13 protein-coding genes and 2 pseudogenes are annotated in these 12,415 nt (G+C 74.2%); 10 read left to right on the top strand and 5 right to left on the bottom strand.

Annotated features, from left to right (window positions below; all coding sequences use genetic code 11):
- A pseudogene (locus tag EBN88_RS30790) lies at positions 1-1,045 on the top strand (hypothetical protein); the annotation flags it as partial.
- A 50-nt stretch (positions 1,046-1,095) separates the two neighbouring features.
- Here the strand turns inward: EBN88_RS30790 and EBN88_RS24170 are convergent.
- Positions 1,096-2,088, bottom strand: a complete 993-nt coding sequence (locus EBN88_RS24170; RefSeq protein WP_122399185.1) for a GNAT family N-acetyltransferase — start codon at positions 2,086-2,088, stop codon at positions 1,096-1,098.
- 127 nt (positions 2,089-2,215) lie between these two features.
- Here EBN88_RS24170 and fdxA point away from each other — a divergent pair, with 127 nt between their 5' ends.
- Together fdxA and dapC are read left to right on the top strand one after the other, a co-directional pair.
- Positions 2,216-2,542, top strand: coding sequence for a ferredoxin (fdxA, locus tag EBN88_RS24165; RefSeq protein WP_122399184.1), 327 nt, complete (start codon positions 2,216-2,218; stop codon positions 2,540-2,542).
- Positions 2,543-2,716: 174 nt separating this feature from the next.
- Complete coding sequence (gene dapC / locus EBN88_RS24160; protein ID WP_122399183.1) at positions 2,717-3,817, top strand: succinyldiaminopimelate transaminase; 1,101 nt, start codon at positions 2,717-2,719, stop codon at positions 3,815-3,817.
- A gap of 32 nt (positions 3,818-3,849) precedes the next feature.
- Here dapC and EBN88_RS24155 read toward each other — a convergent pair whose 3' ends face one another.
- Positions 3,850-4,125, bottom strand: a complete 276-nt coding sequence (locus tag EBN88_RS24155) for a hypothetical protein (RefSeq protein ID WP_147472826.1) — start codon at positions 4,123-4,125, stop codon at positions 3,850-3,852.
- Between the two features lie 304 nt (positions 4,126-4,429).
- Complete coding sequence (locus EBN88_RS24150) at positions 4,430-5,410, bottom strand: heavy metal transporter (RefSeq protein WP_122399181.1); 981 nt, start codon at positions 5,408-5,410, stop codon at positions 4,430-4,432.
- Positions 5,411-5,466: 56 nt separating this feature from the next.
- Between EBN88_RS24150 and dapE the strand changes: the two genes are divergently transcribed.
- Both dapE and EBN88_RS24140 read left to right on the top strand, forming a co-directional pair.
- A complete protein-coding gene (dapE, locus tag EBN88_RS24145) occupies positions 5,467-6,573 on the top strand; it encodes a succinyl-diaminopimelate desuccinylase (protein ID WP_122399180.1) in 1,107 nt (368 codons plus the stop codon).
- Positions 6,574-6,673: 100 nt separating this feature from the next.
- Positions 6,674-7,453, top strand: coding sequence for an LOG family protein (locus EBN88_RS24140; RefSeq protein ID WP_122399179.1), 780 nt, complete (start codon positions 6,674-6,676; stop codon positions 7,451-7,453).
- 43 nt (positions 7,454-7,496) lie between these two features.
- Here the strand turns inward: EBN88_RS24140 and folP are convergent, their stop codons facing one another.
- The gene (gene folP / locus EBN88_RS24135; protein WP_122399178.1) at positions 7,497-8,357 is read right to left on the bottom strand and encodes a dihydropteroate synthase; all 861 of its coding nucleotides are present in this window, start codon (positions 8,355-8,357) and stop codon (positions 7,497-7,499) included.
- Between the two features lie 141 nt (positions 8,358-8,498).
- On the opposite strand from folP, the gene EBN88_RS24130 reads away from it, so the two are divergent.
- Both EBN88_RS24130 and EBN88_RS24125 read left to right on the top strand, forming a co-directional pair.
- Positions 8,499-8,846, top strand: coding sequence for a DivIVA domain-containing protein (locus EBN88_RS24130; RefSeq protein ID WP_122399177.1), 348 nt, complete (start codon positions 8,499-8,501; stop codon positions 8,844-8,846).
- A gap of 359 nt (positions 8,847-9,205) precedes the next feature.
- A complete protein-coding gene (locus EBN88_RS24125) occupies positions 9,206-9,373 on the top strand; it encodes a DUF3117 domain-containing protein (RefSeq protein WP_019434894.1) in 168 nt (55 codons plus the stop codon).
- A 106-nt stretch (positions 9,374-9,479) separates the two neighbouring features.
- On the opposite strand, the gene EBN88_RS24120 is transcribed toward EBN88_RS24125, so the two are convergent.
- Positions 9,480-10,274, bottom strand: coding sequence for an O-methyltransferase (locus tag EBN88_RS24120; RefSeq protein WP_122399176.1), 795 nt, complete (start codon positions 10,272-10,274; stop codon positions 9,480-9,482).
- Positions 10,275-10,319: 45 nt separating this feature from the next.
- On the opposite strand from EBN88_RS24120, the gene sigE reads away from it, so the two are divergent.
- From sigE to EBN88_RS24105, 3 genes and pseudogenes are all read left to right on the top strand, one after another.
- Positions 10,320-11,159, top strand: coding sequence for an RNA polymerase sigma factor SigE (sigE, locus tag EBN88_RS24115; protein WP_122399175.1), 840 nt, complete (start codon positions 10,320-10,322; stop codon positions 11,157-11,159).
- Positions 11,156-12,040 (top strand): anti-sigma factor family protein, encoded by an 885-nt coding sequence (locus EBN88_RS32095; RefSeq protein ID WP_122399174.1) that lies wholly within the window; start codon positions 11,156-11,158, stop codon positions 12,038-12,040. Before sigE ends, EBN88_RS32095 begins: the two co-directional genes overlap by 4 nt.
- A gap of 66 nt (positions 12,041-12,106) precedes the next feature.
- A pseudogene (locus EBN88_RS24105) lies at positions 12,107-12,415 on the top strand (hypothetical protein); the annotation flags it as partial.

The raw sequence follows: 12,415 nt of genomic DNA, 5'->3' as shown, positions 1-12,415 counted from the left end.
CGTTCCCCCGCCCGGGCCCCGCCCGCCGGAGGGCGACGAGCCCCCGCCCGCCCAGACGTCCGCGCCCAAGCCGGCGCCGCGCGGACGTTCCAAGGTCAAGCTGCTGGTGATCGCGCTGGTCGGCGTCGGCGTCGTCGCCTACGGCGCCGGCCTCTTCCTCAACCCCGAGGACGTGCCCAAGGGCACCGAGGTGCTGGGCATCGACATCGGCGGCATGTCCACCGAGGAGGCGCACGGCCTCCTGGACACCCGCCTGGACGCGGCCAACAACGAGCCGCTGATCCTGGTGATCGACGGGCAGGAGGTCGAACTCAAGCCCACCGTCGCGGGGTTGGCCGTCGACACCGAGGCCACCGCCCGTGGCGCCTCCGGCACCGACTACAGCCCGGTCTCCGTGATCGGCTCGCTCTTCGGAACGAGCCGGGAGGCCGAGGCGGTCTTCTCCGTGGACCGGGAGAAGCTGACGGTCGCCCTGGAGGACCTCACCTCGGGCGCCGGCGGCACCGGACCCGTGGACGGCACCGTCGTGTTCGAGAACGGCCAGGCCATCGGCCGGGCCGGGCAGGCAGGTTCGGCCACCGACCCGGCGGCCGCGGCCGACTCGGTCGAGGCCGCGTTCCGCGAGCGCGCCGCCGGCGGCCCCAACCAGCCGGTCGAACTCCCGGTCACCACGCGGGAGCCGCTGGTCGGCGAGGAGCAGGTGCAGCAGGCGCTGGAGGAGTTCGGCGAGCCGGCCATGTCCGGCTGGGTGTGGCTCTCCGCCGCCGGCATCGAACTCCCCATCAGCCAGCAGACGTTGAGCGGGGTGCTCAGCATGGAGCCCAGCGACCAGGGGAACCTCCAGCCGGTGATCGACCCCGACGGGCTGGCCGAGCTGTACGGCAGCACCTTCGACGGGGTGATGATCGACGCCGGCAGCGGCCTCGTCGAGATGACCCCCGAGCACGCCGCCGCCGCGCTGATCCCGGTGCTCCGCGAGCCGGCCGTCGCCAACGAGGGCCCCGACCGCAGGATCGCCGAGGTCGAGGGCGCCACCCTGGGCTGAGCACGCCCGTTCGGCCCCGCCCGTTCACCGCCGCCCGGACGGCGCCCGCCTCAACCGGCGGGCGCCGTCCGGTAGTGGTAGTGGTGGTGCTCGGCGAAGCCCAGCCGGTCGTAGAGCGCACCGGCCGCCGCGTTCCGGGTCGTCACCTGGAGCCAGGCCGCCGAGGCGCCCTCCGCCAGCGCCGCCCGCGCCAACTCCGCCATCAGCGCGGTCGCCAGGCCGCGCCGGCGGTGCGCCGGGTCGACCTCGATCGAGCTGAAGCCCGCCCACCGGCCGTCCACCACGCACCGCCCCACGGCGGCCGGCGGCTCGCCCCGGCCGGCCGGCACCTCCCCGAACAGCACCAGCGGCCCGCCCGTCAACACCCGCCGCGCGGTGGCCGGATCGCGCAGCGCCGACGGGTTGGCCGCCAGCCAGCCCTCGGTCAGCTCCCGGCCGACCACCACCCGCGCGTCGGGCTCCCGGTCGGCCAGCGGCGCCAACGCCCCGACGAGCTGGGCGGTGAAAGCGGCGGCGGTCCACCCCAGCGCGTCCAACTCGGCGACCAGCCGCTCGTCCGTGCCCTCGGCGCCCGTCGTCAGCTGGAACCTGGCGGGCAGCCCACGCGCCGCGTACCAGGCCACCACCCGCTCGCGTTCGGGCTCGCCCGGGCCGAGCCTGATCGCCGAGTTGGCCCGGTTCGTCCAGCCGGCGCCGGCCCGCAGCAGCCAGCCGCCGAGCCGTTCCGTCTCGGGCGCCGGCCAGCTGCGCGCGGCCACGGCCGCCAACTCCTCGACGGAGGCCGCCGGTACGCCCCGCCGCCGCGCCGGAGCGGCCGGCACCACCTTCCCCGCGACCAGCGCCGACTCGGCCAGCCGCACCGTCTCCCCGGTCCGCCGGGTCACCGACAGCACCCCGTCCGTCCACGAGCTGAGAATTCCCAGGGTGTCGGTGAACGTGGCCGCCCCGTCGCCGTTCCCGGTCAGGGACCGGACCGAGACCCGTTTGCCCACGTCAGCCGCCGTGATCCGGACTTCGAGCCGGGCCTTCACGCGAAATTCCATACCCCTAGCAAACCCCCCTCAGGTGTGCGCATCGCTGTCCAGCGGCGATACTAGGGTCCGAGCATCAGCGATGCCGCGCCCACGTGCGCCAGGCGGACCGGCCGCCATGACGAGGAGGACTGACAGCGTGACCTACGTGATCGCCGAGCCCTGTGTTGATCTCAAGGACAAGGCATGTATCGAGGAGTGCCCCGTCGACTGCATCTACGAGGGGCAGCGCGCTCTCTACATCCACCCCGACGAGTGCGTGGACTGCGGAGCCTGTGAGCCGGTCTGCCCGGTCGAGGCGATCTTCTACGAGGACGACACCCCGGACGAGTGGAAGGACTACTACAAGGCCAACGTCGAGTTCTTCGAGGAGCTGGGCTCCCCCGGCGGGGCCAGCAAGTTGGGCCTGATCGAGCGCGACCACCCGCTGATCGCCGCCCTGCCCCCGCAGAGCCACGACGAGTGAGGGAACGGCCTCGGGGGACCGGGGCCGTTCCGCTCTTCCGGTCCTCGGCCCGACGAACGACCGTGCCCGTCGAGGTCCGCACCGAGGTTCCCCCTGAGGTTCTGCCCCAGGTTCCGACGTGAGTCCCCGCGCGGCATCCGCCGCCGAGGACTCCCGAGCGAGGAGTGCCACCCCGTGCCGTCCGCCGTCTCCGCCCGCCTGCCGGTCTTCCCCTGGGACCGACTTGAGCCCCACAAGGCCACCGCCTCGGCGCACCCGGACGGCATCGTGGACCTCTCGGTCGGCACCCCGGTCGACCCGGTGCCCGACCTCGTGCGCCGGGCCCTCGCCGACGCCGCCAACAGCCCCGGCTACCCGACGGTCTGGGGCACCCCGGCGCTGCGCGACGCGATCGTCGACTGGTGCGCCCGCCGCACCGGAGCGGTCGGCCTCGACCACCGGGGCGTTCTCCCGGTGATCGGCTCCAAGGAGCTGGTCGCCTCGCTGCCCTCGCAGCTGGGCCTCGGCCCCGGCGACCGCGTCGCCTACCCCGAGCCGGCGTACCCGACCTACGAGGTCGGCGCCCTCATCGCCCGCGCCGAGCCGGTGCCCTACCGGGGCTCGCCCACCGAACTCGACCCCGAGGGCCTGCGGCTGCTCTGGCTCAACTCCCCGTCCAACCCGACCGGACGGGTCCTCGACGTCGCCGAGCTGCGCGCCGTCGTCGCCTGGGCACGGGAGCACGGGGTGCTGGTCGTCAGTGACGAGTGCTATCTGGAGCTGGGCTGGGAGGCCGACCCGGTCTCGGTGCTCCACCCCGACGTCTGCGGCGACGACCACCGTGGCCTGGTCGCGGTGCACTCGCTCTCCAAGCGCTCCAACCTCGCCGGCTACCGGGCCGCGTTCCTCGCCGGCGACCGCGAGGTGCTGGGCGAGCTGCTGGGCCTGCGCAAGCACGCCGGGATGATGCTGCCGGCGCCGGTGCAGGCGGCGATGGCCGTCGCCCTGGGCGACGACGAGCACGTGGCCGAGCAGCGCGCCCGCTATGCCGCGCGCCGCGCGGCGCTGCGCGCGGCGCTGACCGCGCGGGGCTTCACCGTCGAGCACAGCGAGGCGTCGCTCTACCTGTGGGCCACCCGGCACGAGCCCTGCTGGGACACCGTCGCCGAGCTGAGCAAGCTCGGCATCCTGGTGGCGCCCGGCGAGTTCTACGGCGCGGCGGGCGAGCGGTTCGTCCGGGTCGCGTTCACCGCGACCGACGAGCGCGTCGCCAGCGCGGTGGCGCGCCTCTCCTGAGACGTTCCGGGGAGGCGCGCCCTCGGCCGCGCTCAGCGGGCGGTCATGCCCGTCAGCAGCGTGCCGCCCACGCGGGCTCCCTCGCGGAGACTCGGGGCGACGTCGGCGCCGGCCTCGTTGACCACGCCGACGGCCGACCGGCCCAGGCCGTTGACGGTCTCGCCGACGAAGTCCGCCTCGCCGGCGTCGGGCGTGGTGGCCGCCGGGCTGGCGGCCTGGGCGACCGGCGCGGTGCCCAACAGGCCGGCGGCGCCGGCCACTCCACAGAGCGCCGCCCGAACCAGGGTGTGCCGTACGGGACGTGACATGAGCTTCTCTCCTCGTGAGGGGGAACGGACGCGGACGCGGTGTCCGCACGTGCCTATCGACCGTCGGCGGCGCGGGGTTGCGGCCGGCGACGGTAAAGAATCGGTAATCCGTCGGCCGGTCGTTTGATAGCCCGTCAGCTGTCCTGAGCCCTCCGGGAGGGAATTCCGAAGCCGCCGGAAAACCGTCGCGCCGCACCGACCCGAACGACACCGAACCGCGCCCATAAAAACCCTGGGAACGAACGGAGTTGGGTCGTCGCCACGCCCGTTCCGATCGACGTTAACGCTGGACGTATTCGTTCGGTCACTCAGTGCTGGTGACGAGCGAAAGGCGGACCGTCCCGCGCGAATTCCCCCCGGAATTACCGGATTCCCCGGAATCGTCGGTGGCGGCCGCACCGTCGCCGTCGGCGGAGGAGTCCTCGCGCCAGCCGTCGTCCGAGCGCGCCGACTCCCAGCGCAGCCCGTCCCAGCTGACCTCGGACACCCCCAACTGCCCGGCCCTGGCGACCAGCCAGTGCGCCAACTCCCAGCCGGGGTCGGAGGTCGCCTCGCCGCCCGCCTCGGCCAGCGCGACCGTCAACTCTCCCGAGCCCGAACCCGAGTCGGACCCCGAGCCCTCCGAGCGCTCGACCGTCGCCCGCCCGGCGAAGTCCGCCGCCAACTCCCGTTCCAGCTCCGCCGGGTCGCCCGCCCGCGGATCGTTGCCCGTCACGCAGCTCAGCGCCCCCGGCACCCGGCCGGTCAACGCCCCCGACAGCAGCGTGGCGTTGTCCTCGTGCTTGGCGTACTCGTCGGGGAAGGCGCTGCGTTGCACCTCCTGGGCCGCCTCGGTCAGCGGCAGCTCCTCGTACGCGGGGATCTCGACCAGCCTGTCGTAGAACGCCCCCGCCGCGTACACCGGGTCGGTGACCTGCTCCTCGCTGCCCCACCCCATGGACGGCCGCTGCTGGAAGAGGCCCAGCGAGTCGCGGTCGCCGTAGTCCAGGTTGCGCAGGCTGGACTCCTGCATCGCGGTCGCGATGGCTATCGTCACCGCCCGTTCCGGCAGCCCGCGCGAGGTGCCAACGGCCGCGATGACGGCCGCGTTCGCCGCCTGCGCCGGGCTCAGCGTGTGCGGCTCGGAGTCCGGGTCCTCGCCGCGCACCGCGCAGTGCGGCTCGCTCCGGCTGCCCGACTCGTAGTGCACCAGGGCATAGACGCCCACGCCCAGCAGCACCAGGGTGGCGGAGGCACCGCGCACCAGGCGGCGTCGGCGTCGCGAGGTGGTCGTCCGTTCGGGCACGCGACGAGGGTAACCGCTGGGACCCGGTGCCCTTCCGGCGCGGGTACCGTGACCCCATGGAACGACCGGCGACGCAGACCACGGCCCCCGCACCGCGACTCGACCTCGACCTCGACGCGGCGGCGCTGACCGCCCGGTTGGTGGACATCCCGTCCGTCAGCGGCACCGAGGAGCCGCTGGCCGACGCGGTGGCCGAGGCGCTCGCCGCGTTGCCCTGGCTGCGGGTCGACCGCTTCGGCAACAACGTGGTGGCCCGCACCCAACTCGGCCTGGACCAGCGGGTGGTGCTCGCCGGCCACCTCGACACCGTGCCGGTCGCCGACAACCTGCCGTCCCGGCTGGACGACGAGGGCGTGCTCTGGGGCCTGGGCACCTGCGACATGAAGGCCGGCGTCGCGGTGCAGCTGCGGATCGCCGCCACCGTTCCCCGGCCCAACCGGGACCTGACGTTCGTCTTCTACGACAACGAGGAGGTCGAGGCCGAGCGCAACGGCCTCGGCCGGCTGGCCGCCGCCCACCCCGACTGGCTGGCCGCCGACTTCGCCGTGCTGCTCGAACCCTCCAACGGCCAGGTGGAGGGCGGCTGTCAGGGCACCCTGCGGGTGCACCTGCGGCTGCCCGGCCAGCGCGCCCACTCGGCGCGGAGCTGGATGGGGGTCAACGCGATCCACGCCGCGTCCCCGGTGCTGGCCAGGCTCGCCGCCTACCGGCCGCGCCGGGTCGAGATCGACGGCCTGGAGTACCGCGAGGGCCTCAACGCGGTCCGCGTCGAGGGCGGCGTCGCCGGCAACGTGATCCCCGACTCCTGCACGGTCACCGTCAACTACCGCTACGCGCCCGACCTGGACGAGGAGCGGGCCCTGGCCCATGTCCACGAGGTCTTCGCGGACTGCGGCGTCGCCGAGTTCGTGGTCGACGACCACTCGCCCGGCGCGCTGCCCGGCCTCTCCCACCCGGCGGCGCGGGCGTTCCTGGACGCGGTCGGCGGCGTTCCTTACCCCAAGTTTGGCTGGACGGACGTCTCCCGGTTCAGCGCCCTTGGAGTGCCGGCGGTCAACTACGGCCCGGGCGACCCGAGTCTGGCCCACCGGCAGGACGAGCGGGTCGCCACCGAGGCCGTGCTGGCCTGCGAGGCCCGGCTGCGCGCCTGGCTGGGCGGCTGAACCTCCCCTCGCCCAGCGGGGGCCGAGGGACCCGGCGGGCGCCGCCCGGCCGGGAGCACAGCGAAGCGAACGACCACAGATCACAGGTGAGGAGCGCGCGATGAGCGGGAGCGCACACGCCCCCGGCGACGAGCCGTACGCCGAGCGGCCGGTGGAGGCCGGCCAGCCACGCGAGCAGCGGCTCGGGCCGGTGGTGCGCCGCCGGCAGCAGGTGACCACCGGCACCGCCGACCAGCGGCTGTTGGACTCCAGGGGCCCCTCCGACTGGGTCCACCAGGACCCGTGGCGGGTGCTGCGCATCCAGTCGGAGTTCGTCGAGGGCTTCGGCGCGCTCGCCGAACTCGGGCCGGCCGTCTGTGTCTTCGGCTCGGCCCGCACCCCGCCCGGCAGCGTCGAGTACGAGCTGGCGCGGCGGATCGGGCAGGGCCTCGCCGAGTCGGGCTTCGCGGTGATCACCGGCGGCGGCCCCGGCGCCATGGAGGCCGCCAACCTGGGCGCCAGTGAGACCGGCGGGGTCTCCGTCGGCCTGGGCATCGAGCTGCCCTTCGAGCAGGGCCTCAACCCCTATGTCGACGTCGGGATCAACTTCCGCTACTTCTTCGTCCGCAAGACCATGTTCGTCAAGTACGCCCAGGGCTTCCTGGTGCTGCCCGGCGGCCTGGGCACCATGGACGAGCTGTTCGAGGCGCTGACCCTGGTGCAGACCCAGAAGGTGACGCGCTTCCCCATCGTGCTCGTCGGCTCCGCCTACTGGGGCGGGCTGGCCGACTGGCTGCGGAACACCGTGATCGCGCAGGGCAAGGCGTCGGCGCGCGACGAGGAGCTGTTCCAGATCACCGACGACGTGGACGAGGCCATCCGGCTGGTCACCAAGCCCTGAAGGGCCCCGAACGCTCCTGAACGGCCCGGCGGCCGCCGGCGGTTCAGGCCAGGCCGCGCCTGGCCACCGCCGGCTCGCTGCGGCCGGCGATGGCGGCCACCATCCGCAGCACCTCACGGGTCTCCGCCACCTCGTGCACCCGGTAGACCTGGGCGCCCAGCCAGGCGGAGACCGCCGTGGTGGCCAACGTCCCCAGCAGCCGCTCCTTCACCGGCCGGTCCAGGGTCTCGCCGACGAAGTCCTTGTTGGAGAGCGAGACCAGCACCGGCCAGCCGGTCGCCGTCATCTCGTCCAGCCGCCGGGTCGCCTCCAGCGAGTGCCGCGTCGACTTGCCGAAGTCGTGCCCCGGGTCGATCAACACGCTCTCCCTCGGCACGCCGAGCGCCACCGCCCGTTCGGCCAGGCCGACGGTGACCCGCAGGATGTCGGCCAGCACGTCGTCGTAGCGCACCCGGTGGGGGCGGGTGCGCGGCCTGGCGCCGCCGGCGTGGGTGCAGACCAGCCCGACGCGGTGCCGGGCGGCGACCTCGGCCAGGCGTGGATCGACGCCGCCCCAGGCGTCGTTGAGCAGGTCGGCGCCGGCGGCGCAGGCCGCCTCGCCCACCTCGTGCCGCCAGGTGTCCACGCTGATCACCACGTCGGGGTGGCGACGGCGGACCTCGGCGACGAAGCCGGCGGTGCGGCGGATCTCCTCCGCCGCGTCCACCTCCGAGCCAGGACCGGCCTTGACCCCGCCGATGTCGATGATGTCCGCGCCCTCGTCGACGGCCCGCGCGACCCGCTCCAGGGCGGCCCGTTCGGCGAAGGTGGCGCCCTGGTCGTAGAACGAGTCCGGGGTCCGGTTGACGATCGCCATGATCACCGGCTGGTGGGTGGCGAACTCCCGTGTGCCCAGGCGCAACATCCGGCTCAGCTCTCCCTCGGGTTGTTCTCGGTGATCTTCTCGGGTCTTCTCGGGCTCTTCCGGCCCGACCTTCGAACCTACCTGCCCCGCCCGGTCATTCCGCGTGCGAGACTCCGGGGGAGGACTCACAGGGGAGCAGCGGTGTTCTGGTTTCTGATGGTCGCGATGGTGGTGGTGATCGCCGCGGTCACGCTCGCGGTGCTGAGCAGCGGGGACGGCACGGGCGCCCCGGCCACGGGCGGGCTGCGCGACGTCCAGCCCGACCGGCCGGCCGATCCGCTGCCGCTGGACCGGCCGCTGGCGCCCGCCGACCTGATCCGGGTCCGCCTGCCGGTCGCCCCGCGCGGCTACCGGATGGCCGAGGTGGACGACGTGCTGGACCGGGTCGCCGCCGAACTCGCCGAGCGGGACGCCCGGATCGCCGACCTGAGGCACCTGTTGGAACAGGCGAGGAACGAGGCGGCGCGGCGCGGGGGCGAGCGGGACTGAGGCCGCCGGCCGGTCGAATCCGGTCGCCCCGATCGGAATGCCCCGCCGATTCGCCCTTCGCGCCCGGTGGATTCCCGGCCGACGCCCGCCTCACGGCCGGCCACCGAGGCGGCGGCGCACCCGGGGAGTCGGACGAACCTCCCGAGTCCCCCTGACCCCGAGAACGCCCCCGAAGAACCGTGGTATCGCGGGCGATCCCCGAATTGAGTGGTTTTGCGTGTGTGCGTTGCCGAAGGGAGACCGCCCAATGTTGGTCACGGGACCCATTCATGCGGGATAATGAAGGCAAGCAATGTGTTCGACGCCGAGGGCGCTCGCGTCATCGGCTGCGACGAGCTGGTTCAGGAAGGGGAACGAGCATGGCGGCCATGAAGCCGCGGACGGGCGATGGTCCGCTTGAGGTGACCAAGGAGGGGCGGGGCATCATCATGCGCGTTCCGCTCGAAGGCGGTGGCCGACTCGTTGTCGAGCTGACCCCGGACGAGGCGGTCGCACTCGACGAGGAGCTGAAGAAGGTGACCGGCTGACGCCGCCGCGTTCCGCGTTGACCCTGTGGCGCCGCCCCGGAACATGTTTCCGGGGCGGCGCCACGTCGCGTTCGGGGCCGATCCGGAGCCTCGTTCGGGCGCGGGCTCAGACCCGCGCTGCGCAGAGCAGCCCGTCGCCGACCGGCAGCAGCGCCGGCGTCAGCTCCGGGCTCTCGCGCACCGCGCGCAGCAGCTCCCGCAGCCGGCGCACCTCGGTGGGCGCGGCGGCCGAGTCCACCGTCCGGCCGCCGGCGAACACCCCGGCGAAGCAGACCAGTCCGCCGGGACGCAGCAGCCGCAACGATTCTGCGAGGCACTCCAGGTACTCCAGCCGGTCGCCGTCGCAGAAGACCAGGTCGTAGCCCCCGTCGGTGAGCCGGGGCAGCACGTCCAGCGCGTGACCCGGGATGATCCGGGTGCGGTTGGCGGCGAAGCCCGCCAGCCGGAACGCCTGCCGGGCGAACTGCTGCCGCTCCGGCTCGGTGTCCACGGTGGTCAACACCGCCTCGGATCGCATCCCGGTCAACAGGTGAATCCCCGAGACCCCCGTGCCGGTGCCGATCTCCACCACGGCCCGCGCGCCGGAGACGGCGGCCAGCAGCCGCAGCGCGTCCCCGGTGCCGGGGGAGACGGCGCGCACTCCGGCCTCGCGCGCCCGCTCGCGGGCCCAGCGCAGCGCCGTCCCCTCGGCGCTCTCGGCGTCCGGTGCGCCATACGCCTCGGCGAACGCCCAGCTCGTCAGCCGGTTGCCGGTAATGGCCCTCTCCTGTCCCCGTCTGTCACGCGCCTTGACTGTATCGACTTCGGGCGGGAACCGGACGCCCGGCTCTGACGTTGGTCGTAAGACGACGGCGGTACTGACGGCGGAGTCGAGACCACTCGACGACCCGGTCGAAGGCATGGCCGGCCAGCAAATGCTTATCCGGAGCTAACGGGCGAGGTGGCTATGGTAGGGGCTCCACTGGACACCACCAGAGCCGACAGGGGAGGTGCGGCCGCGTCCACCGGCCGGGGGGTGCTCACACGCATCCGGCGGTCCTTCGGCGGGCCGAATTCCGTGACAGACAACGCTGACAGCGACCGAGCGCAGGCCACCACCGAGTCAGCCGACGGCACCACCAACGCCGTGGCCACCTTCAGCGCGGGCGCCGACAGCCAGGGCTGGGCACCTCCCACCTGGGAGGAGATCGTCAGCACCCACAGCGCGCGGGTCTACCGTCTGGCGTACCGCCTCACGGGCAACCAGCACGACGCCGAGGACCTCACCCAGGAGGTCTTCGTGCGGGTCTTCCGTTCCCTGTCGACCTACACCCCGGGCACCTTCGAGGGGTGGCTGCACCGGATCACGACCAACCTCTTCCTCGACTCGGTCCGCCGCAAGCAGCGGATCAGGTTCGACGCCCTCGGAGAGGACGCGGCCGACCGGCTGCCCAGCCGCGAGCCCACCCCGCAACAGCACTTCAACGACACCCACTTCGACGCCGACGTCCAGCAGGCGCTGGACACCCTGGCCCCCGACTTCCGCGCGGCCGTGGTCCTCTGCGACATCGAGGGCCTGAGCTACGAGGAGATCGCCACCACCCTCGGCGTGAAGCTGGGCACCGTACGCAGCCGCATCCACCGGGGCCGTTCCCACCTGCGGAAGGCGCTGCGCCACCGCTCGCCCGAGGAGCGCGGCTCCCGCGCGGCCCAGCCCGCCGGGCCCGAGGCGTCGCTCCCGTCCGCCGAGCCGGCCCTGGCCGTGGCGCCCGGAGCCCCGGGATCAGTGGAAGGCGCGATGGAGTGACCTCGACCGCCGAAACGGACCCGGCCGACCGGCATCTGGGGGAGAGCCTCGCCGCCCTGGTGGACGGCGAGCTTTCGCACGACAGCAGGGACCGCGTGCTGGCCCACCTGGCCACCTGCGCCCACTGCAAGGCGGAGGTGGAGGCGCAGCGCGCCCTGAAGAGCGCCTTCGCCGCCAGCCCGCCGCCGGCGCTCTCGGCCGGCCTGCTCGCCCGCCTCCAGAACGTTCCGGCCGACAGCGGCCTGGACGCCGGACCTCGGGGCCCCGGGCCCACCCCGCCGGGAGAGGCCGGCCCGCCGAAGGCCGGCACCCCTCCCAAACGCTCCGGTGGCCTCCTCCTGGACCTGATGCCCGGAGGCCGAGGGCGTTCCTCGCTGCTGACTCCCGCCGCCCCCGCGCTGGGCGGCGGCTCCGGCGGCTCCGCCGGCTTCCGCATACACGAGCCGGTGGCTGCCCGGCTTCCTCGCGGCCATCGCATCGCCTTCGCCGCCGCCGGCGCGGTCTCGTTGGCGGCCTTCGCCATCGGGGGCGCCGTCTCCGGCGTCGCCAGCCCGACCGGCAGCTCCGCCGCGTCCAGCGCGGTGGCCGCCGGCAGCGGCACCTCGGCCGGCCTGGCGCCCCGCCCGATGGGCGCCAGGGCGGAGGAGGACGCGCAGCGGCAGCAGAGCGTGGCGCGGGTGCTGCCGGTCGCCGACGTCGGCGCGACCGCGCCGCCCACGGGCCGGCAGTTCACCCTCCTCGGCAGCAGCCTCCCGGCGGCGCACGGCGCCTCGCCGGTGCCCCGGGCGACGCCCCCGGCGACCACGGCCGAGCCGGTCATAGGCCCGCTCCGCCCCGAGCACACCAGCTCCAGCGCGCTGGGCGCCGTGAGTCCGCGCTGAGGTCCACGACCTGGTTGAATGCGACCCCGTAGGCAGGATGACGCGGACACGATGGGGACGGCTGCCATGGACAAGGGCAACGGCGTCGAGCGGCGGGGCAGTGCCCCCGACGGCCTGGCCTCCCCGGAGGACGCCACCGAGGGCGGCGCCGGGCTCCGCGGGGCCGAGCCCTCGTCCCGGCCCGGCCGGAGCGAGTCGGCGGAGCCCGTCTCCGCCAGCGAGGACCCGTACAGCACGCCGCCCTACGGCCAGCCGGGGCCCTGGGCCCCTGCGCCCCCGGTGCAGCGCCCCGACCCCACGCCCCCGGCGGGCACCCGCCTGCCCCCGGCCGACGGCGGCAGCCTCGGCGGGGGCGGCGTCCCGCTGGCGCAGGCG

Source organism: Streptomyces triticirhizae, assembly GCF_003696235.1.
Taxonomy (GTDB): domain Bacteria; phylum Actinomycetota; class Actinomycetes; order Streptomycetales; family Streptomycetaceae; genus Streptomyces; species Streptomyces triticirhizae.
Note: the sequence above shows the minus strand (reverse complement) of the source record. Positions and strands in the feature narration are given on the sequence as shown.

Bases quoted from the DNA above. Each gene is read 5' to 3' on its own strand.
- EBN88_RS24170 (WP_122399185.1), bottom strand. From the start codon at position 2,088: ATGGAATTTCGCGTGAAGGCCCGGCTCGAAGTCCGGATCACGGCGGCT.
- EBN88_RS24155 (WP_147472826.1), bottom strand. From the start codon at position 4,125: ATGTCACGTCCCGTACGGCACACCCTGGTTCGGGCGGCGCTCTGTGGA.
- dapE (WP_122399180.1), top strand. From the start codon at position 5,467: ATGGAACGACCGGCGACGCAGACCACGGCCCCCGCACCGCGACTCGAC.
- EBN88_RS24140 (WP_122399179.1), top strand. From the start codon at position 6,674: ATGAGCGGGAGCGCACACGCCCCCGGCGACGAGCCGTACGCCGAGCGG.
- folP (WP_122399178.1), bottom strand. From the start codon at position 8,357: ATGTTGCGCCTGGGCACACGGGAGTTCGCCACCCACCAGCCGGTGATC.
- EBN88_RS24125 (WP_019434894.1), top strand. From the start codon at position 9,206: ATGGCGGCCATGAAGCCGCGGACGGGCGATGGTCCGCTTGAGGTGACC.
- EBN88_RS24120 (WP_122399176.1), bottom strand. From the start codon at position 10,274: ATGCCTTCGACCGGGTCGTCGAGTGGTCTCGACTCCGCCGTCAGTACC.
- sigE (WP_122399175.1), top strand. From the start codon at position 10,320: ATGGTAGGGGCTCCACTGGACACCACCAGAGCCGACAGGGGAGGTGCG.